Here is a 21,895-nt window from a genome sequence, read left to right on the forward strand (position 1 = left end):
TCGCGCATAAAGGAAGTGTTAACCAGTTAACCGTTATCGTTAACGGGACGAGAGAAGGCGCATGCCGGCAACAGGGTGGGGGCCCGTCGGCATTGCGGATCAGGGGGATACATGTACGGCTTGCAGTTCGAGGCGCCGGTTCCGAACCTTAACGAGGGTTGGGCGCGCGCCGATTACGCTCGGGTCTCCGCCGATACCCTCGACCGGGACAACCCGGTCAGGCAGTTCGATGGCTACTACGGTTCCCTCGCCGCCGGCGGCCGGCCGCGCTGGGACCAGTTCGACATCTGCTCGGTCCCGTCCGATGTGGTCGCCCATATCGCCCTGGGCCGACCGACCTACATGGCGGCGACCTCTCCGAGGCCCGATCATTTCGTCTATACGCTGGAAGGCGGGGCGGTGCGGGCGCTGCTGGGCACCTCGGTGCTCGGCCAGAAGGTCGGCCATGTCCTGCATCACCGCCTGACGGTCACGCTGCATGCCGAGATCGCCGAGGCGATGGACAGCGGGCAGGCGATCCTGTCGCGCACCGATATCGCCAAGAGCGACTGGCCCGCGATGGAGATCACCCGCGGGCTGTTCCTCTTCGCCGGGGTGGAGCGGCCGATCGACCGGCTCGTGATGGTGCTGAGCCGGCGCTACGCCACGGACCCGTCCTAGCCCTTCAGCTCCGCGATCCGCGCCAGCACGGCGGCGTTCGAGCGGATGCCGTTGTGGAAGCAGACCAGTTCGAACTTCTCGTTCGGGGAATGCACCCGGTCGTCCGCCAGGCCGAAGCCGAGCAGGATCGACTCGATCCCCAGATACCGCTTGATCGAGCCCACCGCCGGGATCGAGCCGCCGCTTCCGATCAGGTAGGCGTCGCGCGCGAACACGTCCTTCAGGCCGGCCTGGGCCGCCTGGAGATACGGGGACTCGGTCGGCACGCGGATCGCCGGCGCCTCGCCCAGCTCGACGAAGGAGGCGGTGTATTCCTCCGGCAGGCGGTCGGTGATGAACTTCTTCAGATTGTCGAGCACCGCCCGCGGATCCTGGTCCGGGACGAGGCGGCAGGAGATCTTCACCATCGCCTCGCGGGCGATCACGGTCTTCGCGCCGTCGCCCACATAGCCGCCGAGAATGCCGTTCACGTCGCAGGTCGGCCGGCCCCACTGGCGCTCCAGCGCGCCGACACCGGCCTCGCCGCCCGGCGTCTTCAGGCCGACCTCGCCGAGGAACTCACCCTCGTCGAAGCCGAGCGCCTCCCACTGGGCGCGCTCGTTCTCCCCCACCGGGATCACGTCGTCATAGAAATGCGGGATCTGGATGCGGCCCTTCTCGTCATGCAACTCGCCGACGATCCGGCCGATCAGGTTCAGCGGGTTGATCATGGCGCCGCCGAACAGGCCGGAATGGAGATCCCGGTCCGGTCCCTTGATGGTCGCCTGCAGATAGGCGAGGCCGCGCAGGCTGTAGGTGATCGCCGGCTGGCTCACATCCCACATGCCGGTATCGCAGACGATGCAGGCATCGGCCTTCAGTTCGTCGGCATTGGCCTTGATGAAGGCGTCGAGCGACGGGCTGCCGGTCTCCTCCTCGCCCTCGAGCAGGACGGTGATGCGGCAGGGCAGGGTGCCGTGCACGGCGATCCAGGCGCGGAAGGCCTCGATCCAGGTCATGACCTGTCCCTTGTCGTCCACCGCGCCGCGGGCGACGATCCGCTTGCCGCGCTCGGCGTCCACCAGCACGGGCTCGAACGGACCCGACTCCCACAATTCCAGCGGATCGGCCGGCTGTACGTCGTAATGGCCGTAATACAGGATGTGCGGCGCGTCGCCGCCAGGGCCTTCGTGATGGGCGACGACCATGGGGTGGCCGGTCGTGTCGCGGACCGAGGCGTCGAAGCCGAGCTCGCTCAGGGTGTCGGCCATCCACCGGGCACCGCGCCGCACCTCGGCCGCGAAGGCCGGATCGGTCGACACGCTGGGGATCCGCAGGACGTCGAACAGGCGCTCCACCGAGGCGTCCAGATTGGCATCGACATGGTCCAGAACCTTCGCCGTCGGCAAGGCGCTCATTTCGCGGTCTCCAGGTGGGTTTGCTTGGCCGCGGCCACGAAGGCGCGGATCCGTTCGGGGCTCTTCACGCCGGGCTTGTCCTCCACGCCCGACGAGGTGTCGACGCCGGGCGCGCCGGTCAGGCGGATCGCCTCGGCCACATTGTCGGCGGTCAGTCCGCCGGACAGCATCCAGGGCATGTCGATCTTCAGGCCGTCCAGCAGGGTCCAGTCGAAGGTCAGGCCGTTGCCGCCTGGCAGGGCGCCCTTCATGTCCTTCGGCGCCTTGGCGTCGAACAGCAGGTGGTCGGCCACACCGACGAAGGCGGCGGCCTCCTGGATGTCCTCGCGCGTGGCGACCCGCAGGGCCTTCATGACCGGCAGGCCGGTGCGCGTCTTCAGCTCGGACACCCGCGCCGGGTCCTCCTTGCCGTGGACCTGGATCATGTCGATCACCCCGGTGGCGGTGATCGCGTCGATCTCCGCGTCGGTGGCGTCGACGACGATGGCGACCCGGGTGACGCCGCGGACCTCCTCACCCAGCGCCTGGGCCAAGTCCGGGGTCACCGCGCGGCGGCTGCGCGGATAGAACATGAAGCCGATCATGTCGGCCCCGGCATCGACCGCCGCGTCCACCACGGTGAGCGTGTTCAATCCGCAGATCTTCACCAGCGGTCGGGATGTCTTGCGGGAAGGGGTCACAACAGGCTCTCGGCAATCGCTTTGGCGGCGGCGGCAGGGTCGGCGGCCTGGGTGATCGGCCGTCCGATGACGATGTAGTCGGCCCCGGCGGCAACCGCGTCGGCCGGGGTCATCTTACGCTTCTGGTCGTCCTCGGCGGCGTCGGCCGGACGGATGCCAGGCACCACCAGCACGAAGTCCTCGCCGCAGGCGGCATGCAGGGCGGCGATCTCGTGCGGCGAGCATACCACTCCGTCGCAGCCCGCCTCCTGCGCCAGCAGGGCGAGGCGCTTGACCTGGTCGCCGGACGGGCCGGCCTGGCCGACCGCCGCGAGGTCCGCGTCGTCCATGCTGGTCAGCACGGTGACGGCGATCATCAGCGGCGGCGCAATGCCGAGCTTCTCGGCGGCCTCTTTGTTGGCGGCGACCGCGGCGCGCATCATGGCCGGCCCGCCCGAGGCGTGGATGTTGATGATCTTCGGCCGGCAGGCGGTCACGGCGGAGCGCACCGCGCCGGCCACCGTGTTCGGGATGTCGTGATACTTCAAGTCGAGGAACAACGGCGTGTCGCCGGCGATCTCGCGCACACCCTCGGGCCCGTTGGTGTTGTGGAACTCCATGCCCAGCTTGATGCCGCCCACATGTCCGCGCACCCTGGCGGCGAGCGCCTTTGCCGTCGCCATGTCCGGGGTGTCGATGGCGACCAGGATTCTCTCGTGGGGCTGCATCAGCTTGCTCGTTTGTCGACCAGGGCAGGGCGCTTCGGCGAAGCCGGCACCTGGGCCCGGATCTCCTCCTCGCGAATCCGCATCACCGCCAACTCGCGCTCCAGATCGTCGGCGCGCTTCTCCGCCCGGTTCGCCCGCATCTTGTGGCCAAGCTCTCCGCTCCAGGCGATGACCGCCCCCAGGATGAAGCCGGCGACCACCGCCAGCAGGAAGATCAGCGACAGCGGCGCGTCCAGCGCTCCCGGCAGCGGCCACAGCTCCATCGACACCGGCTTCCAGTTCGACACGGCGAACAGCACCACGACGATGGTGATCGGAAGCTTGATGCAGAAGGAGATCAGGGCAGTTGCCCAGTTGCGATGCCCCATGGCGAACCTCGACGGTTACGGTGGCCACAATCTAGCGACGCGACGCCGTTTGGACAACGCCACAGGGACACAGGGGTTTCATGGGGGGCGGTGCGTTGATCCTGAAGCGAGTTCAGGATGACGGTGGGGGACCCAGATCTAGGTCGTCATCCTGAACTTGATTCAGGATCAACGCCCGGAATCCGCCACCTCGCCGTCATCCTGAACTCGCTTCAGGATCAACGCCCGGAATCCACCGCAGTCGCGGCCTTACCCCTCCATGATCTCCGCCACCGTGACATTCCCCGCATCGCCCCGGCCGCGCAGCCCGGCGGCCGCACCGGCGATGTCCTCCGGCTTCTTGTTCTGGCTCATCTTCGACTTCGCCTCCAGCCGCTCGACCGGCAGCTCGAAAGCCAGCACGCCCTTGATCATCCGGCCCATCAGGCCCTCGCGCATCTTGTGGTGGGTCCAGGGCTTCTTCGGGACCAGCGGGGTCTCGTGCTCGGCCGACAGGTCGGCGAGCAGGTCGTTGGTGTCCCCCGCCGCCGGCACCGCCTTCAGCCGGCCGCTGGCATGCACCGCGATGTAGTTCCAGGTCGGCACCTGATCCTCGCTGGCATACCAGTCGGGCGAGATATAGGCGTGCGGCCCGCTGAACACGGCGGTCGCCGCCGCCCCCGACTCGATCAGGCCGACGATCAGGTTGGCCCGGGCCACATGGCCGCGGATCACCAGGTCCTCGCCGCGCTGCTCGACCATCAGCGGCAGATGGGTGATCTCGATCCCCTCGGCGCTATGGGCAACGAGAATCGCGAAGGCGTTCTCCCGCATCACCGCGAGCGTGGCGGCCCGGTCGTCGAGACGGAAGGCAGGCGGAATGTACATGGGTCGGCTCCGTACCGTTGGTCGGGTTGTGTACCGTCTTTTTGGTCGTATGATATGCGCCAAAGTCTTCTTCGATATGGTGCCAAGCGATGGCCGATGCCTTGCCCGTCTGGGGCGTGTTCCAGCCCGATCGGGCCGACCCGACGCCGCTGCAGGAACAGATCGCCGGTTTCTTCCGACGTTCGATCGCCGAGGGACGGCTGGCGCCCGGCGCCCGCCTGCCGTCGAGCCGCCAGCTCGCCGAACAGCTCGTGGTCGCCCGCAACACGGTCAGCCTCGCCTATGAGCGGCTGACGGCGGAGGGCTACGTGGTGGGGCGGCGCGGCGGCGGCACCCGCGTAGCCCACGACCTGCCCGACCTGAAACCGCCGGTGCCGGCCCAGCTCACCCCGCCGGTGCCGCCCGCACCGGTGCGGCTGTCGGGCGCCGCCCAGAAGATGATGGCCGAGCGCGTCGGGATCGGCGCGGTGGACGGGCCGCTGCAGCCGGGTCGCCCGGGCCTCGACGCGTTTCCGGGCCGGGTCTGGGCGCGGCTGGCCGGACGGTTCTGGCGGGAGACGCCGGCGACCGCCTTCGGCTATGGCGATCCGGCCGGGTTCATCGACCTGCGCCAGGCGATCTCGCGCTACCTCGGCGCGTTCCGGGGGCTGATCGTCGATCCGGACGCGCTGATCGTCACCTCCGGCGCCCAGCAGGCCATCGACCTGATCTCCCGCGCCCTGCTGGACCCGGACGACACCGCGGTGATCGAGGAGCCCTGCTATCCCGGCCTGCGCGGCCCGATGGTCGCGACCGGTGCACGGCTGGTCACGGTGCCGGTGGATGCCGACGGCCTGGACGTCGGCCGCGCCCGGGCGGCGGCTCCGGATGCGCGGCTGGTCACCGTCACCCCGACCCACCAGTTCCCCCTGGGCGTCACCCTGTCTCTCTCCCGCCGTCGGGCGCTGGTCGATTGGGCCATGGGCGACCTCGCCAGTGGCGGCGGTCCTTTCGTGCTGGAGGACGACTATGACGGCGAGTTCCGCTATGCCGGAAAGCCGGTGCCGCCGCTGAAGGCGCTCGATGGTGCCGACCGGGTGCTCTACGTCGGCACCGTGTCCAAGGCGTTGGCACCGTCCCTGCGCATCGGCTTCATCGCCGCCCCGCAGCGGCTGGTCGATCCGCTGGTGCGGCTGCGGGGCCATTTCGACCGGCAGCCGGCGCTCGATACCCAGGCGGTGCTGGCCCGGTTCCTGGACGAGGGGCATATGGCGGGCCACCTGCGCCGCATGCGCACCCTTTACCGCGAACGACGGGACGCCCTGGCCGACGCGCTGGAGGCGGTGCTCGACAACCGCTTCACCGTCGAGCGGCCGGAGACCGGGATCAACCTGGTGGTCTCGCTGGAGGGCGGACCCGAGGACCGGGTGGTGGCGGAGAAGGCGATGGCGCTCGGTGTCCGGCCGGCGCCGATCTCGGCCTATTTCCGCGATCCGACGCGGCGCAACGGCCTGCTGGTCGGCTTCGCCTCGCTGCCGCGGGCGCGGGCACGCTGGGCAGCCGGCTGCGTGAGGGCGGCCATCGACGCGGCCAAGAGCTAAGGCGCGGCGTCGACGGACAGATCTGAGGGCTTGCGTAGAGAAGGGCAGGAAAAAGGCCCGGATCCGGGCCCAAAATGCGTCAGTCGGTGTTCAGCTTCTCGCGCAGCAGCTTGCCGGTCTTGAAGAACGGGACCGATTTGCTGTCCACCTTCACCGACTCGCCGGTGCGAGGATTGCGCCCCACCCGGGCTTCGCGCTGCTTGACGGAGAAGGCGCCGAAACCGCGCAACTCGACCCGATCGCCCCGCGCCAGGGCCTCGGCGATCTCTTCGAACACCGTCGAGACGATCCGCTCGATGTCCCGCTGAAAGATATGCGGATTCGCTTCCGCAAGGCGCGCAATCAATTCGGACTTGGTCATGATTCCGAGCCTCCGCGAGGTCAAATCGCGGAGCGGCCGGTACGTACCAAGTCGGCGCACCTTTCCGCCCCATCGAAAATGTGCCAGTGCCTCCCGGGACCGTCAAGTCTAAGTATCTCAAATAGAACCATTTTCGCCTACTCAGTCAGAACGCGCCCAAAAAGAGAGGCCGCCCGCGGCGCGGACGGCCTCAATTTTATACGTTTTTAGAGGCGAGCGACCTTATTCGTCGCCCTTCGCCGCTTCTTCGCGCTGCTTGAGCGCCGCACCCAGGATGTCACCCAGGCTGGCACCGCTATCGGACGAACCGTATTCCTGCATCGCCTTCTTCTCCTCCTCGACCTCACGGGCCTTGATGGAGAGGGTCAGCTTGCGGGTCTTGTTGTCGATGTTGGTGACCTTGGCGTCGACCTTCTCGTCCACGGCGAAACGCTCGGGGCGCTGCTCGGAACGGTCACGCGACAGCTCGGCCTTGCGGATGAAGCCGGTCATGCCCTCGCCGACGCTGACCTCGATGCCGCCATCGGTGATCTGGGTCACCGTGCAGGTCACGACCGCGCCCTTGCGGACGCCGGCCGAACCGGCCTCGAACGGATCGGTGGTCAGCTGCTTGATACCAAGCGAGATGCGCTCCTTCTCGACGTCGACGTCCAGGACCTTGGCCTTGACCATGTCGCCCTTTTTGTAGGTCTGGATCGCCTCTTCGCCCGGGGTGTCCCAGTCGATGTCGGAGAGGTGCACCATGCCGTCGATCTCGCCGGGCAGGCCGATGAACAGGCCGAACTCGGTGATGTTCTTGACCTCGCCCTCGAGCTCGGTGCCCGCCGGGTACTTCTCGACGAAGTCCTCCCACGGGTTGCCCAGGCACTGCTTGAGGCCAAGCGAGATGCGGCGCTTGTTCGGATCGACGTCCAGGATCATCACCTCGACCTCCTGGGAGGTGGAGACGATCTTGCCCGGATGGACGTTCTTCTTGGTCCAGCTCATCTCGGAGACGTGGACCAGGCCCTCGATCCCCGGCTGCAGCTCCACGAAGGCGCCGTAGTCGGTGATGTTGGTGACGCGACCGGTGAACTTCGTGCCGACCGGGTAGCGCAGCTCCACGCCTTCCCACGGATCCGCCTCGAGCTGCTTCATGCCGAGGGAGATACGCTGGGTTTCCGGGTTGAAGCGGATCACCTGGACCTTCACGGTCTGGCCGATCTGCAGGGCCTCGGTCGGGTGGTTGATGCGGCGCCACGCGATGTCGGTGACGTGCAGCAGGCCGTCGACGCCGCCCAGGTCAACGAACGCACCGTAGTCGGTGATGTTCTTGACCACGCCCTGAAGGACCATGCCCTCCTTGAGCGAGGCGACCAGCTCGCTGCGGGCCTCCGCACGGCTCTCTTCGAGAACGGCGCGGCGGGAAACGACAATGTTGCCGCGGCGGCGGTCCATCTTGAGGATCTGGAACGGCTGCGGGGTGCCCATGAGCGGACCGATGTCGCGCACCGGACGGATGTCCACCTGGGAGCCCGGCAGGAACGCCACCGCGCCCGACAGGTCGACGGTGAAGCCGCCCTTGACGCGCGAGAAGATCACGCCGGTGACCCGCTCGTTGTCGTTGAACGCCCGCTCCAGCGCGGCCCAGGCCTCTTCGCGGCGGGCCTTGTCGCGGCTCAGCATCGCCTCGCCGTTGCGGTCCTCGAGGCGCTCGACGTAGACCTCGACCTCGTCGCCCGGCTTCAGCTCGGCCTTCTGGCCCGGGGCGGCAAATTCCTTCAGCGCGACGCGGCCCTCGGACTTGAGGCCGACATCGATCAGTGCGTGGTCGTTCTCCACCTCGACGACGATGCCCTTGACGACACTGCCTTCGATCGAGGTGACCTGGCCGAACGACTCCTCCAGCATGGATTCGAATTCGTCGGCGTAAGCGGCTTCAGCCATTAGTTCTCCTCAGAAACACGTAGACGGATCACGGCCCGAAGGGTCGGGCGGCATGTCCGGTTAGCGGCGGCTTGCGATGTCTGGATCGGATCTTCAAATCGGCTGTATCAGCCGTCGGGAAGATCGTGTGCCCGATCCTTCGCGGGCGGCCCGACTCTCCTGTGTCGGGCATCGACCGAATTCCGCGGCCGCCGGGTTGGTTGACACTGTGCCGGTCGCCTCTCCTGGAAGCCGCCGGCGATTTACTTCGGTCCTGACGCCTCGATCACGGCGAGCGCACGCTGGAAGACGTCCGATGGCGACAGATCCGAGGTATCGATCTCGACCGCGTCGTCGGCTTTGCGCATCGGAGCGTCGGCTCGACCCGCATCGCGTGCGTCCCGCGCCTCAATATCGGCGAGAACGCGCGCATATATACTGACCTCGCCCCGGTCTAGCAACTCCTGATGACGGCGGCCGGCCCGTACCGCCGCCGAGGCGGTGACGAACAGTTTCACCTCCGCCTCCGGCACCACGACGGTTCCGACGTCCCGGCCGTCCAGCACCGCACCCGGCGGACGGTGGGCGAAATCCCGCTGAAAATCGAGCAGGGCGGCCCGCACGGCGGGGATCGCCGCGACCTTGGAGGAGGCGGCCCCGACCTCGGCCGAGCGCAGGTCCGGACTGTCCAGGATGGCGGTGTCGAGCGAGCGGGCTGCGGTCTCCGCCGCGACCGGATCCTCCGGATCGCCGCCGGCCCGCAGGACCGCCAACGCCGTCGCCCGGTACAAGGCTCCGGTGTCGAGATGAGGATAGTTCAGGTGCGCGGCCAGCGCCTTGGACAGGGTGCCCTTGCCCGCGCCGGCCGGACCGTCGATGGCGACGATCATGCCCCGGTCCCGATCGCGGCACCGGCGCCGTTCATCAGCTCCTTGAAGCCGGGGAAGGACGTGGCGATCGCCGCTTCGTCGTCGATGGCGACCGCGTCGGCCGAGGCCATGCCTGCCACCAGGAAGGCCATGGCGATGCGGTGGTCGAGATCGACCGGGATGGTCGCCCCGCCGGCCATGCCGTTGCCGGCGCCGTGCACCGTCAGGTCGTCGCCGTCCACCTCCACCCGGGCGCCGCAGGCGGCAAGGCCGTTGGCGGTGGCGGTCAGCCGGTCGCTCTCCTTGACCCGCAGCTCGTCCAGGCCGCGCATGATGGTGGTGCCCTCGGCATGGGCGGCGGCGACGGCGAGGATCGGGTATTCGTCGATCATCGACGGCGCGCGCTCGGCCGGCACCTCGATCCCTTTCAGGCGGGAGTGGCGCACGACCAGATCGGCCACCGGCTCGCCGGCTTCCGTGCGCTTGTTGGTCAGCTCGATGTCGGCGCCCATCTCCAGCAGCGTCTCGAACAGGCCGAAGCGCAGCGGGTTGGTGCCCACGCCCGGCAGGACGAGTTCGGAGCCCTCCACCAGCAGGGCGGCCACGGCGGGGAAGGCGGCGGAGGAGGGGTCGGCCGGCACGATCACCGGACGCCCGGTCAGTTCCGGCTCGCCGACCACGGTGATGCGGCGGCCCTCGTCGGTGTCCTCGACCCGGACCTCGGCGCCGAAATGGCGCAGCATGGTCTCCGTGTGGTCGCGGGTCCGTTTCGGCTCGATCACCGTGGTCTCGCCCGGGGCGGCAAGGCCGGCCAGCAGGATCGCCGACTTCACCTGGGCCGAGGCGACCGGCAGGGTATAGGTGATCGGCATCAGGGTTTCCGGCCCGGTCACGGCCAGCGGCGGCTTGCCGCCCTCGCGGGAGACGATCTTCACCCCCATCTGCGCCAGCGGCGCGCCGACCCGCCCCATCGGCCGGCGGCGCAGGGAGCCGTCGCCGGTGAAGAAGGTGGTGATCGGCTGGCCCGCCGCGGTCCCCATCAGCAGCCGCATGCCGGTGCCGGCATTGCCGCAGTCGATCACGTCGGCCGGCTCGTCCAGTCCGCCGACGCCGCGGCCGACCACCCGCCAGCTCCCCGGACCCAGATGCTCGACGGTGGCGCCGAAGGCCCGCATGGCCGCCGCGGTGGCCAGCACGTCCTCGCCCTCCAGCAGTCCCTCGATGGTGGTCTCGCCGACCGACAGGCCGCCGAGAATCAGGGACCGGTGGGAGATCGACTTGTCGCCGGGAATGCGCAGGGTCCCGGTCAGCGGACGGGCGCGCGACGAGATCAGCGGCTGCGGCATGGAAGGGTCTCCGGCGGGCGGTTGGTCGGGTCGGTTGAACTGCGGGCGGTCATATCATGCCCTCCCGTCTCCCGCGAGCCGTGGCGGCAGGGGAAGCGGCCGGTCCCTGCAAAATCCAGGCGGCGGGGCCGGTGGGGTGCACAGGACGGCGGTTATGCATTAAATGAACAGTGGGACGGTGTTTCAGGATATCCCTGAGGTGAGTTTCTCGGGCCGTAGGCGCGGCGCATTTGCGGCGGCCCGGTCCCGGGACGGCAAATTTGCCTTTGACATGGTTTGGCTATCGTGGATATTCCCGCGCCACACCGTAAAGGTATGTTCATTTTCTCAGCGACGCGGAGTCGACCTTGGCGAAGCCTGAATGGGGAATCAAGCGGGTCTGTCAGTCCTGCGGCGCTCGGTACTATGACCTGGAGCGTCTGCCGATCGTCTGTCCGGCCTGCGACACGCCGTACGATCCCGAAGCGGTTCTGAAGAGCCGCCGCAGCCGTGCCCTGCCGGCCGACGACAAGCCGAAGAAGCGTCCGGTGGACGAAGAGGCGGAGGATCAGGAGACGGAGGACGACGAGGACCTCGAGGAAGAGGAGGACGAAGACCTTCTCGACGACGATGTCCCTGTCGACGACGAGGATGAGGACGACAGCGAGGGCAGCACCAGCAAGCGCCCGATCGACCCGCTGGCGGACGATGACGACGACGATGACGAGCTGCTGCCGGACGACGATGACGACGACGAGATGCCGCTCGACGAGGACGAAGACGACGACGAAACGAAATGAACTTTTTATGCCGCTAAGCTCTTGATCTTCGAGAACCGAGGGGATAGATAAGCGGCCTCCGGCGGCCCCCAGAGCCGCCCGCGAGAGACGGGGCCATAGCTCAGCTGGGAGAGCGCTACAATGGCATTGTAGAGGTCAGGAGTTCGATCCTCCTTGGCTCCACCAACCGGGGCCCCTTGGGAAACCAAGGGGCCCCGATCCGTTTCCGGCTTGCAAATCTCCAACGCCGTCATCCCGGCGAGCTCCGGGCCTGACCCGGAGGTCGGCCGGGACCCAGCCGCCTAGCGCACGGTCCCGGCCCGGTCCCGGATCAAATCCGGGCCCGTCCGGGATGACGGTAATGAAGGGACGTGGAGAGCGGGCCGCCCCTACCGCCTTGCGTGGGCCACGAGCGCCTCGCGGGCGCCGATATGCTTGGGGTCGAGGGCGAGGCACTGGCGCCAGCAGACTTCGGCGTCGCCGATGCTGTCCAACTCCTCGAAGGCGCGGCCCAGGCCGTACCAGGCCTCCGGGTTCACCGGGTCGACATAGATCGCCCGGCGCAGGGCGTCGACGCTGTGGCTCCACCATCCGGCCTTCGCGCAGACCTTGGCCAGATGGAAGAGGTAGGCATACTCCGCCGGCTCGATCACCAGGGCGCGGCCGATCAGCTCGGCGGCCTCGTTCGGACGGTCGTTGTCCAGCGCCATCACCGATTTGACGTTCAGCGTGCGCGCGTCGTCCGGCGTGGAGGCGGTGACACGGTTGTAGAGCCCCTCCAGCCGTCCGATTCCGTCGCCGCGTCCCGCCATGACCGGTCAGCCCTTCAGCACGCGTCCGGCGACCGCGTCCAGCTTGGCGACCATCTCTGGGTCGCGGGCCTCGGGATGGGTGATCAGCGCGAATTCCAGGGCGTTGTCGCCGCCCTGGGCATCGACCATCGGCCGGTCGTAGATCTTCGGCGCCACCGTCTTAACCAGGGAGCGGGCGTTCTCCGCATTGGCGGTCAGCACCTTCACCACCGCCTCGACCGTCACGTGGTCGTGGTCCGGGTGCCAGCAGTCGTAGTCGGTGACCATGGCGACGGTGGCGTAGGGGATCTCGGCCTCGCGGGCGAGCTTCGCTTCGGGCATGTTGGTCATGCCGATCACGTCCGCACCCCAGGACCGGTACAGGAACGACTCGGCCTGGGTGGAGAACTGCGGGCCCTCCATGGTCACATAGGTGCCGCCGCGGCTGTAGGGCAGCCCCAGCTCCCGGCAGGAGGCCTCCAGGGCGTCCAGCAGGCGGGTGGAGACCGGATGGGCCATGGAGACATGGGCGACGCAGCCGGTGCCGTAGAACGTCTTCTCGCGGGCGAAGGTGCGGTCGATGAACTGGTCGATCAGCACGAAATGGCCCGGCGCGTATTCCTCCTTCAGCGAGCCGACGGCGGAGACCGAGATGATGTCGGTCACGCCGGCCCGCTTCAGGGCGTCGATATTGGCGCGGTAGTTGATCGTGGTCGGGCTGTAGCGGTGGCCGCGGCCGTGACGGGGCAGGAAGACGAGCGGCTGGCCCGCCAGCTCGCCGAACAGGAGCTGGTCCGACGGCTCGCCGAAGGAGGAGGTCACCGTCTGCCAGCGGGCATTCTCAAGGCCGTCGATGCTGTAGACGCCGCTGCCGCCGATGACCGCGACCAGGGCCTTGCGTGTTTGACTGCTCATGTCCGTCCCGTTCCGAATGTCTGTCCCACAGGTATAGCGCGCCGGGCCCGGAACGCGAAAGGCCGCGGACGAGCCGCGGCCTTTGCAATCTTTGTGCAGGGGTCGACGCTTAGTGGACGTCGGCCCAGATCTTGCGCTTCGTGGCGTAGAGCAGGCCGGTGAAGATCAGCAGGAACAGCAGGGTCATGACACCCGCCCGTTTGCGCTCCTCCATCTCCGGCTCAGACGCCCAGGCGAGGAAGGTGGTCAGGTCCTCGGCCTCCTGCTCGATCGTGCTCGGCGTGCCGTCCTCGTAAGTGACGTCGTCGCCGTAGAGCGGCTGCGCCATGGCGATCTGGTGACCCGGGAAGTAGGCGTTGTAGTTCATCCCGGGCATCAGGTTGAAGTCCGCCGGCGGCTCGGTATAGCCGATCAGCAGGGCGCGCACATAGTTGGCGCCGTCCGGGCGGGCCTTGACGATCAGCGACAGGTCCGGCGGATAGGCGCCGCCATTGGCCGCGCGGGCCGCCTTCTCGTTCGGGAACGGCGAGGCGAACCGGTCGGCCGGGATGCCCGGACGCTCGAACATCTCGCCGTCGTCGTTCGGGCCGTCCATCACGGTGGCCTCGGCGGCGATCGCCTTGATCTCGTCCTCGTTGTAGCCGAGGTCCTCAAGGTTGCGATACGCCACGTAGCTGAGGGCGTGACAGCCGGAGCACACGTTCTTGTACACCTGGAAGCCACGCTGCAGAGCAGCCCGGTCGTAGGTGCCGAACGGACCGCTGAACGACCAGTCGTGCTGCGGCAACTCGATCGCCTCACCCGCGGCCGAGGCCGGGGTGGAGAGGGCGAAGGACCAGGCGCCGGCCGCGATCGCGACGGCCGCGATGGTGGTGGTGAGACGCGCGATCATCAGACTTTCTCCCTCGGTGCGGCGGTGGCTCCAGCGAAACCGCCCCCGGCGCCAAGCACCGGCTCGCTGATCGATTTCGGCAGCGGCTTGGGCGTCTCGAAGATGCTCAGCACCGGCAGAAGGATCAGGAAGTGGATGAAGTAGTAGGCGGTGGCGATCCGCGAGAGGACCACGTAGATGCCCTCCGCCGGCTTGGCGCCGAGCCAGGTCAGGGCCACCACGTCGATCACCAGGACCCAGAAGAAGATCTTGAAGATCGGGCGGAACTGGCCGCTGCGCACCGGCGAGCGGTCGAGCCACGGCAGGATGAACAGCACCGCGATGGCACCGAACATCAGCAGAACGCCGCCGAGCTTGTCCGGCACCGCGCGCAGGATCGCGTAGAACGGCAGGAAGTACCACTCAGGCACGATATGTGCCGGCGTCACCAGCGGGTTGGCCGGGATGTAGTTGTCCGGATGACCCAGGAAGTTCGGCGCGAAGAAGATGAAGGCCGAGAAGAAGATCAGGAACACACCCAGACCGAACGCGTCCTTGATCGTGTAGTACGGGTGGAACGGGATCTGATCCTTCGGGCCCTTCACGTCGATGCCGAGCGGGTTGTTCGACCCGAAGCGGTGCAGCGCCACGATGTGCAGCACGACCACGCCGACGATGACGAACGGCAGCAGGAAGTGCAGCGAAAAGAACCGGTTCAGGGTCGCGTTATCGACCGAGAAGCCGCCCCACAGCCAGGTGACGATCGACTCGCCGACCAGCGGGATGGCCGAGAACAGGTTGGTGATCACGGTGGCGCCCCAGAAGCTCATCTGGCCCCACGGCAGCACGTATCCCATGAACGCCGTCGCCATCATCAGCAGCAGGATGACCACGCCGAGCATCCACAGGATCTCGCGCGGCGCCTTGTAGGAGCCGAAATACAGGCCCCGGAAGATGTGGATGTAGACGACGATGAAGAAGAAGCTGGCGCCGTTCATGTGGATGTAGCGGATCAGCCAGCCGTAGTTCACGTCGCGCATGATGCGCTCGACGCTGGCGAAGGCGTAGTCCACATGCGGCGTGTAGTGCATCGCGAGCGTGATGCCGGTGACGATCATGATCACCAGGGCGATACCGGCCAGCGACCCGAAGTTCCACCAGTAGCTCAGGTTCTTCGGGGTGGGGTACTCATGCAGCTCGTGGTGCATGAAGGTGAAGACGGGGAGGCGGTGGTCGATCCACCGCACCACCGGATTCGAGAAATTCGCAGCCATGCTCCGGCGCTCCCTCTTAACCGATACGGATGACGGTGTCGGAAATGTACTGATATTCCGGCACGGCGAGGTTCAGAGGCGCCGGGCCCCGGCGAATGCGGCCCGACGTGTCGTAGTGCGAGCCGTGGCACGGACAGAACCAGCCGCCGAAATCGCCCTTCGGATCGGATACGCTCTGGCCCAGCGGCACGCAACCGAGGTGCGTGCAGACGCCGACCATCACCAGGTACTCGGGCTTCTCGGCGCGCTCGGCGTCGGTCTGCGGATCGCGCAGGTCGTCGAGGGGAACCTCGCGGGCCTCCTCGATCTCGGCCGGCGTGCGATGCCGCACGAACACGGGCTTGCCGCGCCAGGTCAGGGTGACCGACTGGCCTTCCGCGACCGTCGACACGTCGAATTCGATGCTGGCGAGCGCCAGGGTATCAGCGGCCGGGTTCATCTGATCGATGAACGGCCAGGCGACGCAAGCCGCGCCCACCGCGCCTACGGCGGTGGTCGTGATAATCAGGAAGTCGCGGCGGGAGTCGCCTTCGTGGGTTTCGGCCATGGTTCTCCACTCGTCTTATGTGGCGCTCGACGGGTTTCCGGCCCGCGTGCCGGATCGTCAGGTACTATTTACCTATGGCGCGGGAAAGCAACGCGACCCGCTGTCGCAAATACCTCCGCCCCGATCCGGCATGCGTATAGCGCAGCAATCTGCCTTTTGCAAAGCATCGCGAGGCGTTTAGATGCGGCTATGCGCCTCGTCTTATACCAGCCGGACATCCCCCAGAACGCCGGAACGATCTTGCGCCTCGCCGCCTGCACCGGTGTTGGGGTGGACGTGATCGAGCCCTGCGGCTTCGTGTGGTCGGAGGCGCGGATTCGCCGGGCCGGCATGGATTACCTGGAATTCGCCGCCGTCCGCCTGCACAGCTCCTGGGAGGCGTTCCTGGCCGCGCGGGACCCGGGGCGGCTGGTGCTGGCGACGACGAAGGGCGCGGTATCGCTGCCCGAGGCGCGGTTCGAGCCGGGGGATCATCTGATCCTCGGCCGCGAGAGTGCCGGCGTGCCGGAGGAGGTGCACGCGGCGGCCGACCTGGCGGTGAAGGTGCCGATGGTGGCGGGCGCGCGCTCCCTGAACGTGGCGGTGAGCGCTGGAATTTTGCTGGCGGAGGGGCTGCGCCAGACCGGCGGCTGGCCGGGGTAGGAGAACACACACTCGCCTTCAAACACTCCCCGGCCCTGTGCCGGGGCCCACGCCAGCGATTGCCTGGACCTTCGAGGAAGCCTCCGAACGCCCGTGTCGCCCTACCGTGGGTCCCGGCACAAGGCCGGGAAGTGAGGAGAAGAGAACGAGGGGATCGGGACCCGGCGCTCGGGTCCCGATCATTCAGCGTTACGTCATTTCCCCGGGAAACCCTCGCCCAGGTCCCAGAACAGGCCGGTCATCATTTCCAGCCCCTCGCGCATCAGGCCGGGAAGCACGTGCTCGTTCGGGGCGTGCTGGGAGCAGCCGGTGTAGCTGTGCGGCACCCAGATGGTCGGCATGCCGATGCCGTTCAGGAAGATGTCGTTCGGCAGCGAGCCGCCGGCATTGGGGATCACCGTGACCTTCTTGCCGGTGGTCTTCTCCATCGACGCCACCGCCCAGGGCACCGCCGGATGGTCCGGGTCGAGCCGCGAGGCGCGCAGCATCGACATGCGGGCCGGCTCCACCGTGATGTCGCCGTAACCGTTGGCCTCCAGATGCGCGCGGATCGTCGGCAGGAAGACGTCCGGGTCGGTGTCGACCACGAAGCGGATCTGGCAGATCGCCTCGGCGAAGGGCGGCACGGCGTTCTGCGGCTTCTCCGGATCGCCGGTGATGAAGGACAGCACCTCGAAGGTGTTCCAGCCGAACACCTTCTCCGCCAGGGTCAGCCCCGGCTCGCCCCACCACGGGTCGATCTCGGGATCGTCCGGACCGGACTCGACCTTCACGTGGCCCAGCGCGTCGCGCACCGAGTTCTTGATCTGCGCCGGCTTCAACTCGGGCAGCAGGATCTTGCCCTCGCGGCCGACGATGCTGGTCAGGGCGTGCATCAGCACGATCGCCGGGTTGGCCAGCAGGCCGCCCCAGTTGCCGGAATGGTGCCCGCCCTCGCGGTATTCCAGGCGGAAGCGGATGTTCAGCCCGCCGCGGGTGCCGAGCTTGATGTCCGGCCCGTCGGTCGAGAAGCGCGGGCCGTCCGAGGCGATCAGCAGGTCGGCGGCCAGCATCTCCTTGTTGTCGCGGCAGAATTCGGCGAGGCCCGGCGACCCCATCTCCTCGGCCATCTCGATCAGGAAGGTGACGTTGTAGCCGAGCTTGCCCCTGGTCTCGATGACATGGCGCATCGCCTCCATGTTGATGGCGTGCTGGCCCTTGTTGTCGGCGGTGCCGCGGCCGTACCAGCGCTCGCCGGACGCCGTCTGGGCGACGTCGAGCCGCCACGGGTTGCGGTCGTCGGCCCAGCGGCCTTCCTCGCCCGGGACGGTGTCGCCATGGCCGTAGCAGAACAGGGTCGGCAGGCTCGGGTCCTCCACGCGCTTGGCGACCAGGAAGGGCGCCCGGTCGAGCAGCGTGTTCGGATGGATCTCGACGGTGAAGCCCATCGCCTCGAAGCGCTGGCGCATCAGCCGGTCCAGATAGTCCATCAGATCGGCCCGATGCTCCTCCTCGCGGCTCGATGTCTGAACGCCCACCCGCTCGGTCAGTTCGGCGCGGAAGCCGCCCGTGTCGAAATAGTTCCGCACCGCGTCGATCGCCGCTTCACGCGTAGTCATAAGCACTCACCTCTGGATTGGATCACGCCCCTGAAGGGCCTTGGCCGAGAGCATAGGCGTCGCGGCGGGTGCACGGAATACGCAGTCGCGCTACATGACTATATCATGAGCGTCACCGATATCAGCCAGGCCGCCGTCGCGGTCCTCTCAACCGCCGATGCCCGGGCCAAGGCGGAAACCGGACGCCGTGCCGCGGCGGCGTGGCGGTCGGGCGCGCTGCCGCTGGCCTATTCCGTCGCTCCGCCGGACCGCCCGGGCCGGCCGGAGGAGCCGCCGCTGCTCCCACCCCGGCGGGTGAAGAAGCGCAAAATCACCGCGGAGAAACGGGGCCGGGTCGCCTTGCTGCACGCGCTGGCCCATATCGAGCTGAACGCCATCGACCTCGCCTGGGACGCGGTGGTGCGGTTCCCGGAGGCCGGCTTCCCGCGCGCCTATGTGGACGACTGGGTGCGGGTGGGGGACGAGGAATCCAAGCATTTCCTGCTGATCGCCGACCGGCTGGAGGACCTGGGCTCGCGCTACGGTGCCCTGCCGGCCCATGACGGGCTGTGGCAGGCGGCGGTGGAGACGGCGGACGACCCGCTGGCCCGCCAGGCGGTGGTGCCGCTGGTGCTGGAGGCGCGCGGGCTCGACGTCACCCCGCCGATGATCGCCAAGCTGCGCGAGGTCGGCGACGACCCGTCGGCCGATATCCTGCAGATCATCCATGACGACGAGATCGGCCATGTGGCCGTCGGCAAGCGGTGGTTCGACCATCTCTGCGCCGCGCGGGACCTGGAGCCGGTCTCGACCTGGCAGGCGATCGTGCGCGCCCGCTTCCGCGGCGGGGTGAAGCCGCCCTTCAACATCCCGTCGCGCGAGGCGGCGGGTTTCGACGCCGCCTTCTACGGCCCGCTCGGCGAGGAGTACCTTGCCAGCCAACGTCACTGCCGCGACCAGGCCGCCGAATGAGGACCCGGACATGAAGAGCCTCACCCTGGTGTGGGAGTTCGATCACCCGGCCTCGGTGATCTGGCCGCTGCTCGCCGATACCGGCCGCTTCAACGAGGCCGCCGGCCTGCCGAAGCATCAGGTCCGGCAGGAGGAGCAGCCCGACGGCACCGTGCGCTTCTTTGCCGAGGCGTCGGTCGGGCCGGTGGCCCTGGCATGGGAGGAGATCCCGGTCGAATGGGTCACGGACCGCTGGTTCCGCCACGAACGGCGGTTCTCCCGCGGCCCCTTCGCCGTGCTGACCGCCGTTGCCGAGTTCGAGCCGACACCCAGCGGATGCCGCTGCATCTACCGGATGGACGTGGAGCCGGCCAATCTGCTCGGCCGGCTGCTGCTGGCCACCCGGTTCTTCGCCGATACGAAGAAGAAGTTCGACGGGCTCATCGAGGATGTGCGCCGGTTCGCCGCCGGCGCCAGCGAGCGGGTGTTCAAGGCCCGGCGGATTCGGCTGGACGGGGCCCGCGCGGCGCGGCTGGACCGGATCGTCGCCGATATCGACGCGAACCCGAACGGCCACGGCCTTGCCCGGCGGCTGGCCGACTACATCCTGGAGGCGCAGGAGACCGACCTGATCCGCATCCGCCCGCGCCGGCTCGCCCGGGAATGGGAGCAGGACGACCTGGCGGTGACGGAACTCTGCCTGGAGTCGGTGCGCGGCGGGCTGCTCGAATCGCGCTGGGATCTGCTTTGCCCGCGCTGCCGGGGGGCACAGCTCTCCGCCGCCTCCCTCGACCAGGTGCCGGACTCCGCCCATTGCGACTCCTGCAACATCAGCTACGACCGCGACTTCTCCCGGAACGTGGAACTGAGCTTCCAGCCCGCCCCCGCCGTGCGGCCGGTTCAGGACGGCGAGTTCTGTCTGTTCGGGCCGATGTCGATGCCGCATGTGATCCTGCAGGTGGCGCTCGATCCGGGCGAGAGCCGGACGGTCCCGGCGGACCTTGCCCCCGGCAGCTACCGCTACCGTACCCTGGAGACCGGCGGGCAGTGCGACGTGGAGATCGCGGGCGCCGTCCCTTCGCTGGTCGTGACCGGGACAGAGGTCGCGCCGGGCAATCCGTCCGAACCGGGAACGGTGACCCTGCGGAACCTGGGCACAGAGCGGCGCACTCTGGTGGTGGAGTCCCGCGCCTGGGTGGCGGATGCGCTGACCGCCCATCAGGTCACCACCCTGCAGACCTTCCGCGACCTGTTCTCCAACGCGGTCCTGCATCCTGGCGACCAGGTCTCCATCGCCCAGATCGCCCTGATGTTCACCGACCTGAAGGGCTCCACCGCCCTGTATGAGCGGATCGGCGACGCCAGCGCCTATCACCTGGTGCGCGAGCATTTCGCCTATCTCGGCCGGATCGTGCGCGGCCATCGCGGCGCCATCGTGAAGACGATCGGCGACGCGGTGATGGCCGCCTTCGCCGATCCGGCCGACGCGGTGCGCGCCGCCCTGGCGGTGCAGGAGGGGACGGCGGCGTTCAACCGGGAGCATGGCGGCGAGGCGATCTCCATCAAGATCGGCGTTCATGCCGGTCCGAGCATTGCTGTCACGCTGAACGACCGGCTGGACTATTTCGGCTCGATGGTCAATCTGGCCGCCCGGATCCAGGGGCTCGCCGTCGGCGGCGAGGTGGTCGTGAGCGGCCGACTGGCCGCCGATCCGTCCGTTGCCCCGCTGGTGACGGCGGGTCGCCGCGAGCAGGCGCGGGTCCGGGGCCTGAGCGAGCCGGTCGAGGTCGTCCGGCTGACCCAAGACCAGAGACCGAAAGAGGAAGACGATGGCGGATAAGCCGCTGATGCTGCTGTGGACCGATGGCGCGCCGATCTATGTGGAGGCGTTGGCGTCCGCGGGACTGGGCGACCGGCTGCGGCTGGAGGGGATCGACCGGGCCGACGCGCCGAGCGCCGCCCAAAAGGCGGAAGCCGAGATGATGCTGGCCTGGGGCGCGCCGGCCGGCCTGCTGGCCGAGATGCCGAAGCTGCGCTGGGTGCAGACCACCACGGCCGGGGTGGAGGCCTGGCTGTCGCGCCCGGACCTGTCTGACGGCCTGCTGCTGACGGCGGCCAAGGGCGTGCACGGGGTGCAGATGCCGGAGAACATCCTGGCGGCCTTGTTCCATGCGACCAAGCCGATCGCGGCCGCCGCCATCGATCAGCAGAGCGCGACCTGGACCCGCCGGGTCGCCACGCCGCTGGCCGGCCAGACCCTGGGCATCCTGGGCCTCGGCACCATCGGCGCCGAACTGGCTCGCAAGGCGGCAGCCCTGGAGCTGCGGGTGGTCGGGGTGCGCCGGTCGCCGGGCGAGGTGGCGCATGTGGATACGGTCTACGCGCCCCAGGACACCGACCGGATGCTGGCGGAGGCCGATTTCGTACTGAACCTGCTGCCGGTGACGCCGGAGACCGTCGATTTCATGAATGCCGAGCGCTTCGCGGCGATGAAGCCGGGGGCCTGGTTTCTGAACTTCGGCCGAGGCGCGACGGTGGTCGATGCCGACCTGATCGCGGCGGTGACGGGCGGCCACCTCGCCGGCGCGGTGCTCGACGTGTTCCGCAAGGAGCCGCTGCCGGGCGACGATCCGTTCTGGACGACACCGGGGATCAGCGTGTGGCCGCATGTGGGCGGCCTGCACCCGGACCGCGACGCCATCGTCGCCGACCTGGTGGTGGAGAACACGGGCCGCTACCTGAAGGGCGAGCCGCTTCTGCACCAGGTCGACCGCGAGCGGGGGTATTGAGGGGGGCGTCTTCTCCCCAAGTCGTCTTCCCGGCCTTGCG

Annotated in this window: 22 protein-coding genes and 1 tRNA gene; 8 read left to right on the forward strand and 15 right to left on the reverse strand. The window is 68.2% G+C overall.

The window, feature by feature from the left end:
- Window positions 1-111 precede the first annotated feature (111 nt).
- A complete protein-coding gene (locus ACOQOP_RS00235) occupies window positions 112-660 on the forward strand; it encodes a hypothetical protein (protein ID WP_420564304.1) in 549 nt (182 codons plus the stop codon).
- Here the strand turns inward: ACOQOP_RS00235 and ACOQOP_RS00240 are convergent.
- From ACOQOP_RS00240 to ACOQOP_RS00260, 5 genes are all read right to left on the reverse strand, one after another.
- Window positions 657-2,057 (reverse strand): dipeptidase, encoded by a 1,401-nt coding sequence (locus ACOQOP_RS00240; RefSeq protein WP_420564305.1) that lies wholly within the window; start codon window positions 2,055-2,057, stop codon window positions 657-659. The two genes, ACOQOP_RS00235 and ACOQOP_RS00240, sit on opposite strands and share 4 nt — an antisense overlap.
- Complete coding sequence (locus ACOQOP_RS00245; RefSeq protein ID WP_420564306.1) at window positions 2,054-2,737, reverse strand: phosphoribosylanthranilate isomerase; 684 nt, start codon at window positions 2,735-2,737, stop codon at window positions 2,054-2,056. Before ACOQOP_RS00245 ends, ACOQOP_RS00240 begins: the two co-directional genes overlap by 4 nt.
- The gene (gene pyrF, locus ACOQOP_RS00250; RefSeq protein ID WP_420564307.1) at window positions 2,734-3,444 is read right to left on the reverse strand and encodes an orotidine-5'-phosphate decarboxylase; all 711 of its coding nucleotides are present in this window, start codon (window positions 3,442-3,444) and stop codon (window positions 2,734-2,736) included. The genes ACOQOP_RS00245 and pyrF overlap by 4 nt, the downstream gene beginning before the upstream one ends.
- A complete protein-coding gene (locus tag ACOQOP_RS00255; RefSeq protein WP_420564308.1) occupies window positions 3,444-3,812 on the reverse strand; it encodes a LapA family protein in 369 nt (122 codons plus the stop codon). The genes pyrF and ACOQOP_RS00255 overlap by 1 nt, the downstream gene beginning before the upstream one ends.
- 249 nt (window positions 3,813-4,061) lie before the next feature.
- A complete protein-coding gene (locus ACOQOP_RS00260; protein WP_420564309.1) occupies window positions 4,062-4,679 on the reverse strand; it encodes an FMN-binding negative transcriptional regulator in 618 nt (205 codons plus the stop codon).
- 89 nt (window positions 4,680-4,768) lie between these two features.
- Between ACOQOP_RS00260 and ACOQOP_RS00265 the strand changes: the two genes are divergently transcribed.
- Complete coding sequence (locus tag ACOQOP_RS00265) at window positions 4,769-6,259, forward strand: PLP-dependent aminotransferase family protein (RefSeq protein WP_420564310.1); 1,491 nt, start codon at window positions 4,769-4,771, stop codon at window positions 6,257-6,259.
- Between the two features lie 79 nt (window positions 6,260-6,338).
- Here ACOQOP_RS00265 and ihfB read toward each other — a convergent pair whose 3' ends face one another.
- The 4 genes from ihfB to aroA all read right to left on the reverse strand — a co-directional run bounded on the left by ihfB (window position 6,339) and on the right by aroA (window position 10,740).
- Window positions 6,339-6,620, reverse strand: coding sequence for an integration host factor subunit beta (ihfB, locus tag ACOQOP_RS00270; protein ID WP_420564311.1), 282 nt, complete (start codon window positions 6,618-6,620; stop codon window positions 6,339-6,341).
- A 222-nt stretch (window positions 6,621-6,842) separates the two neighbouring features.
- The gene (rpsA, locus tag ACOQOP_RS00275; RefSeq protein ID WP_420564312.1) at window positions 6,843-8,546 is read right to left on the reverse strand and encodes a 30S ribosomal protein S1; all 1,704 of its coding nucleotides are present in this window, start codon (window positions 8,544-8,546) and stop codon (window positions 6,843-6,845) included.
- Between the two features lie 242 nt (window positions 8,547-8,788).
- Window positions 8,789-9,415 (reverse strand): (d)CMP kinase, encoded by a 627-nt coding sequence (cmk, locus tag ACOQOP_RS00280; protein ID WP_420564313.1) that lies wholly within the window; start codon window positions 9,413-9,415, stop codon window positions 8,789-8,791.
- The gene (gene aroA / locus ACOQOP_RS00285) at window positions 9,412-10,740 is read right to left on the reverse strand and encodes a 3-phosphoshikimate 1-carboxyvinyltransferase (protein ID WP_420564314.1); all 1,329 of its coding nucleotides are present in this window, start codon (window positions 10,738-10,740) and stop codon (window positions 9,412-9,414) included. The genes cmk and aroA overlap by 4 nt, the downstream gene beginning before the upstream one ends.
- 347 nt (window positions 10,741-11,087) lie before the next feature.
- Here aroA and ACOQOP_RS00290 point away from each other — a divergent pair, with 347 nt between their 5' ends.
- Window positions 11,088-11,519: a TIGR02300 family protein gene (locus ACOQOP_RS00290; protein WP_420564315.1), complete on the forward strand. Its 432-nt coding sequence runs from the start codon at window positions 11,088-11,090 to the stop codon at window positions 11,517-11,519.
- A gap of 89 nt (window positions 11,520-11,608) precedes the next feature.
- A tRNA-Ala gene (locus tag ACOQOP_RS00295) sits at window positions 11,609-11,684 on the forward strand.
- Window positions 11,685-11,887: 203 nt separating this feature from the next.
- Here ACOQOP_RS00295 and ACOQOP_RS00300 read toward each other — a convergent pair.
- From ACOQOP_RS00300 to petA, 5 genes are all read right to left on the reverse strand, one after another.
- Window positions 11,888-12,310, reverse strand: coding sequence for a tetratricopeptide repeat protein (locus ACOQOP_RS00300; protein ID WP_420564316.1), 423 nt, complete (start codon window positions 12,308-12,310; stop codon window positions 11,888-11,890).
- 6 nt (window positions 12,311-12,316) lie between these two features.
- The gene (locus tag ACOQOP_RS00305; RefSeq protein WP_420564317.1) at window positions 12,317-13,204 is read right to left on the reverse strand and encodes an S-methyl-5'-thioadenosine phosphorylase; all 888 of its coding nucleotides are present in this window, start codon (window positions 13,202-13,204) and stop codon (window positions 12,317-12,319) included.
- A 109-nt stretch (window positions 13,205-13,313) separates the two neighbouring features.
- A complete protein-coding gene (locus tag ACOQOP_RS00310; protein WP_420564318.1) occupies window positions 13,314-14,096 on the reverse strand; it encodes a cytochrome c1 in 783 nt (260 codons plus the stop codon).
- Window positions 14,096-15,349 (reverse strand): cytochrome b, encoded by a 1,254-nt coding sequence (locus ACOQOP_RS00315; RefSeq protein ID WP_420564319.1) that lies wholly within the window; start codon window positions 15,347-15,349, stop codon window positions 14,096-14,098. The genes ACOQOP_RS00310 and ACOQOP_RS00315 overlap by 1 nt, the downstream gene beginning before the upstream one ends.
- A 16-nt stretch (window positions 15,350-15,365) precedes the next feature.
- Window positions 15,366-15,896, reverse strand: a complete 531-nt coding sequence (gene petA / locus ACOQOP_RS00320) for a ubiquinol-cytochrome c reductase iron-sulfur subunit (RefSeq protein WP_420564320.1) — start codon at window positions 15,894-15,896, stop codon at window positions 15,366-15,368.
- A gap of 189 nt (window positions 15,897-16,085) precedes the next feature.
- On the opposite strand from petA, the gene ACOQOP_RS00325 reads away from it, so the two are divergent.
- Entirely contained in the window at window positions 16,086-16,538 is a 453-nt protein-coding gene (locus ACOQOP_RS00325; RefSeq protein WP_420564321.1) for a tRNA (cytidine(34)-2'-O)-methyltransferase, read from the forward strand.
- 194 nt (window positions 16,539-16,732) lie between these two features.
- Here ACOQOP_RS00325 and ACOQOP_RS00330 read toward each other — a convergent pair whose 3' ends face one another.
- Window positions 16,733-18,136 carry a M20/M25/M40 family metallo-hydrolase gene (locus ACOQOP_RS00330; protein WP_420564322.1) on the reverse strand — a complete coding sequence of 468 codons (1,404 nt, stop codon included), beginning with the start codon at window positions 18,134-18,136 and terminating at the stop codon, window positions 16,733-16,735.
- Window positions 18,137-18,241: 105 nt separating this feature from the next.
- Between ACOQOP_RS00330 and ACOQOP_RS00335 the strand changes: the two genes are divergently transcribed.
- The 3 genes from ACOQOP_RS00335 to ACOQOP_RS00345 are packed head-to-tail and all read left to right on the forward strand — an operon-like array spanning window position 18,242 to window position 21,855.
- A complete protein-coding gene (locus ACOQOP_RS00335) occupies window positions 18,242-19,087 on the forward strand; it encodes a ferritin-like domain-containing protein (RefSeq protein WP_420564323.1) in 846 nt (281 codons plus the stop codon).
- A 10-nt stretch (window positions 19,088-19,097) separates the two neighbouring features.
- On the forward strand, window positions 19,098-20,906 hold the full coding sequence (locus ACOQOP_RS00340) for an adenylate/guanylate cyclase domain-containing protein (protein ID WP_420564324.1): 1,809 nt from the start codon (window positions 19,098-19,100) through the stop codon (window positions 20,904-20,906).
- Window positions 20,896-21,855, forward strand: coding sequence for a D-2-hydroxyacid dehydrogenase (locus tag ACOQOP_RS00345; protein WP_420564325.1), 960 nt, complete (start codon window positions 20,896-20,898; stop codon window positions 21,853-21,855). The genes ACOQOP_RS00340 and ACOQOP_RS00345 overlap by 11 nt, the downstream gene beginning before the upstream one ends.
- Window positions 21,856-21,895 lie beyond the last annotated feature (40 nt).

The organism is Thalassobaculum sp. (assembly GCF_965223715.1).
GTDB lineage: Bacteria > Pseudomonadota > Alphaproteobacteria > Thalassobaculales > Thalassobaculaceae > Thalassobaculum.

Coding starts and splice junctions, on each gene's coding strand:
- ACOQOP_RS00235 (WP_420564304.1), top strand. CDS start 112: ATGTACGGCTTGCAGTTCGAGGCGCCGGTTCCGAACCTTAACGAGGGT.
- ACOQOP_RS00240 (WP_420564305.1), bottom strand. CDS start 2,057: ATGAGCGCCTTGCCGACGGCGAAGGTTCTGGACCATGTCGATGCCAAT.
- pyrF (WP_420564307.1), bottom strand. CDS start 3,444: ATGCAGCCCCACGAGAGAATCCTGGTCGCCATCGACACCCCGGACATG.
- ACOQOP_RS00255 (WP_420564308.1), bottom strand. CDS start 3,812: ATGGGGCATCGCAACTGGGCAACTGCCCTGATCTCCTTCTGCATCAAG.
- ACOQOP_RS00260 (WP_420564309.1), bottom strand. CDS start 4,679: ATGTACATTCCGCCTGCCTTCCGTCTCGACGACCGGGCCGCCACGCTC.
- ACOQOP_RS00265 (WP_420564310.1), top strand. CDS start 4,769: ATGGCCGATGCCTTGCCCGTCTGGGGCGTGTTCCAGCCCGATCGGGCC.
- ihfB (WP_420564311.1), bottom strand. CDS start 6,620: ATGACCAAGTCCGAATTGATTGCGCGCCTTGCGGAAGCGAATCCGCAT.
- rpsA (WP_420564312.1), bottom strand. CDS start 8,546: ATGGCTGAAGCCGCTTACGCCGACGAATTCGAATCCATGCTGGAGGAG.
- cmk (WP_420564313.1), bottom strand. CDS start 9,415: ATGATCGTCGCCATCGACGGTCCGGCCGGCGCGGGCAAGGGCACCCTG.
- aroA (WP_420564314.1), bottom strand. CDS start 10,740: ATGCCGCAGCCGCTGATCTCGTCGCGCGCCCGTCCGCTGACCGGGACC.
- ACOQOP_RS00300 (WP_420564316.1), bottom strand. CDS start 12,310: ATGGCGGGACGCGGCGACGGAATCGGACGGCTGGAGGGGCTCTACAAC.
- ACOQOP_RS00305 (WP_420564317.1), bottom strand. CDS start 13,204: ATGAGCAGTCAAACACGCAAGGCCCTGGTCGCGGTCATCGGCGGCAGC.
- ACOQOP_RS00310 (WP_420564318.1), bottom strand. CDS start 14,096: ATGATCGCGCGTCTCACCACCACCATCGCGGCCGTCGCGATCGCGGCC.
- ACOQOP_RS00315 (WP_420564319.1), bottom strand. CDS start 15,349: ATGGCTGCGAATTTCTCGAATCCGGTGGTGCGGTGGATCGACCACCGC.
- petA (WP_420564320.1), bottom strand. CDS start 15,896: ATGGCCGAAACCCACGAAGGCGACTCCCGCCGCGACTTCCTGATTATC.
- ACOQOP_RS00325 (WP_420564321.1), top strand. CDS start 16,086: ATGCGCCTCGTCTTATACCAGCCGGACATCCCCCAGAACGCCGGAACG.
- ACOQOP_RS00330 (WP_420564322.1), bottom strand. CDS start 18,136: ATGACTACGCGTGAAGCGGCGATCGACGCGGTGCGGAACTATTTCGAC.
- ACOQOP_RS00335 (WP_420564323.1), top strand. CDS start 18,242: ATGAGCGTCACCGATATCAGCCAGGCCGCCGTCGCGGTCCTCTCAACC.
- ACOQOP_RS00340 (WP_420564324.1), top strand. CDS start 19,098: ATGAAGAGCCTCACCCTGGTGTGGGAGTTCGATCACCCGGCCTCGGTG.
- ACOQOP_RS00345 (WP_420564325.1), top strand. CDS start 20,896: ATGGCGGATAAGCCGCTGATGCTGCTGTGGACCGATGGCGCGCCGATC.